1 protein-coding gene is annotated in these 2,908 nt (G+C 46.2%); it reads left to right on the top strand.

The genetic code is table 11. The features are described 5' to 3' along the window. Positions 1-2,754, top strand: a 2,754-nt coding sequence (treY, locus tag C7B77_RS27295; RefSeq protein ID WP_106312449.1) for a malto-oligosyltrehalose synthase, incomplete at its 5' end; no start/stop codon positions are given. Positions 2,755-2,908 lie beyond the last annotated feature (154 nt).

Here is a 2,908-nt window from a genome sequence, read left to right as displayed (position 1 = left end):
GACTATCCCTTCGCCGACGCTCGATCGATCGTCTCCTACCTAGCCGATTTAGGCATTTCCGATATCTATGCGTCCCCGATTTTCAAGGCTCGATCGGGTAGCACCCACGGTTATGATGTCGTCGATCCTACCCAGCTAAATCCAGAACTAGGGACGGCTGAAGAGTTTGCGGAATTAGTTAAAGAAGTCCAACAACACCAGATGGGTTGGTTGCAAGATATCGTGCCCAATCATATGGCTTACGATAGCCAAAATCTCTGGCTGATGGATATCTTGGAAAATGGATCGGATGCGGAATCATTCGATTATTTTGATATCGATTGGACACCAATTTCTGAAACTATTCCCGCCCGCGTTTTGGCACCGCTACTCGGCAATTTTTATGCAGAATGTCTAGAACAAGGCGATCTCAAGCTTGCTTATGAGGAAAATGGACTGAGCATTAATTATTTTGGCTTAAAACTGCCAATTAGGCTCGAATCATACAATCGATTTATATCAAATAACTTAGGTCAGATTACACGATCGCTTGGCCGAAACCATCCAGATTTTATCAAGCTGCTCGGAATTTTATATCTAGTCAAGAATGTTGCCAACGAAGCTAAAGGTCGAGAACTTTACGATCGGATTAGTTTTGTCAAATATCTGTTGTGGGAAGTGTACAGCCAAAATGAGATCGTCAAAGAATTATTTGATGCTAATGTGTTGGCATTTAATGGCGAGGTTGGCAAACCAGAGAGCTTTAACTTGCTAGATGGAATGCTAAACGAACAGTTCTATCGTCTCTCATATTGGAAGGTGGGCGCGGAAGAGATTAATTATCGACGATTTTTCACAGTTAATGAGTTGATTTCGGTCAAAGTTGAGGAAATTAAAGTTTTTCAAAGAACTCACTCACTTATTACTCAACTAATTGAAGACGGTAGCTTTACCGGACTGCGGATCGACCATATCGATGGCTTGTACGATCCCGGTCGGTATTTAGATCGGTTGCGCGATCGAACGGGAGACACGTATATTACCGTCGAAAAAATCTTAGAACTGTCCGAAGATTTACCATCTGAGTGGCCGATTCAAGGTACTAGTGGCTACGAGTTTCTAAATTATATAAATGGCTTGTTTTGTTGTGTCAAACATCAGGAGCAGTTGACGCAATTTTATTCAACATTTACGCGATCGTTCGCCGAATATGAGACGTTAGCTGCCGATAAAAAACGGCTGATTATCGAAACAAATTTGGCTGGCGATGTCAGTAATCTTGCCGATCGACTCAAACGCATTGCGGGACAAACTCGGCTCGGTGGTGACTTTACCGCTTATGGTTTAAAGCGAGCCTTAACTGAAGTGTTGGCATTTTTTCCAGTTTATCGGACTTATATTGCCTCCGATCGAGTCACCGATGCCGATCGATCCGTCATTCAAACCGCGATCGTTCTTGCCAAAGATCGAGTGCCCCAACAAATCAAAGAATTGGACTACATCGAGCAAATATTACTCCGCCAGCACGAAGACTATTTGACCGAAGCCCAAAAAAGCGATCGGCTCGATTTTATCATGCGAATGCAGCAATTGACGGGGCCGCTGATGGCTAAAGGGATTGAAGATACTCTGCTCTACAGTTACAACCGTCTGCTCTCGCTCAATGAAGTCGGCGGCAATCCCGGTCATTTTGGGATATCTTTAGAGCAATTCGATCGATTCAACCAGCACAAAGTCGCGCAGTGGCAACACTCCATGAACGCTACCGCCACCCACGATACCAAACGCGGCGAAGATATGCGCGCCCGATTGAATGTGCTATCCGAACTATCTAGCGAATGGATCGATCGTGTCAAAGTCTGGGCGGATCTCAATGCTGACAAAAAGCCGAAGATCGCGGGAAAAGGCGTGCCCAATCGCAACGATGAATACTTTTTGTACCAGACATTAGTAGGTGCATTTCCATTTAGCAATAGTGAGTTTGCTGAATTTGTCGATCGAGTCAAAGCCTATGCGATTAAAGCAGTGCGCGAAGCCAAGGTGCATACCGCTTGGTTGCGACCCGATAGTGACTATGAAGAGGGCTATCTCGCCTTTATCGACGCCATCTTAGCCACGCCGGAAACCAACCCCTTCTTGCGCGAATTCCAGCCATTTCAAAGTCAGGTCGCCGAATACGGCATCCTTAACTCACTCTCGCAAGTGTTATTAAAATACACCGCCCCAGGGGTGCCCGATCTCTATCAGGGCGATGAATTTTGGGACTTGAATCTAGTCGATCCCGATAACCGTCGTCCCGTAGATTACGATCGCCGCCAGACCGCACTCAAGTATATTCGGGAACAGATCGATCGCGATATCCTCGCCCTCATCGACGAACTATTTACCACCCAAACCGACGGCAGAATCAAACTGTTTCTCACTTTTCAACTACTGCAAGCCCGTAAAACAGAGCGAGATTTATTCCAGCAAGGTGATTATATCCCGCTCAAAGTGACAGGCGCATTAAGCGATCGAGTTATTGCCTTCGGGCGACATTTCGAGGGGAAAATGGCCATCTCGATCGCGCCACGTTTCTTTGTCGGCTTAGTACCGCCAGGAAAACGCCCCCTCGGTAAGGATGTTTGGCAGGATACCAGCATCCATCTTCCCCCATCGGCACCGACAAATTGGACTAATGCTATTACAGGACAACCCCTGCAATCTTCTTCCAGTCTGCTTTCCGTCGGTGAAACACTCCAGGATTTTTCGGTTGCCCTCGCGATCGGTCGATAGTTTGAACCAACAATCTGTAGGGGTGGGTTTATGCAAATAACCGTCACTAAATTCTAGAAATATCAACAAAACCCACCCAACCCCACCAGCAATTCTCGATCGTTCCGCGATATATGGTCGGTAATCGAGGTGAATAACATGCGATCCGTTATTG

This window comes from Chamaesiphon polymorphus CCALA 037 (assembly GCF_003003845.1).
GTDB lineage: Bacteria > Cyanobacteriota > Cyanobacteriia > Cyanobacteriales > Chamaesiphonaceae > Chamaesiphon > Chamaesiphon polymorphus.
This window is presented reverse-complemented; position numbering and strand designations above follow the sequence as displayed.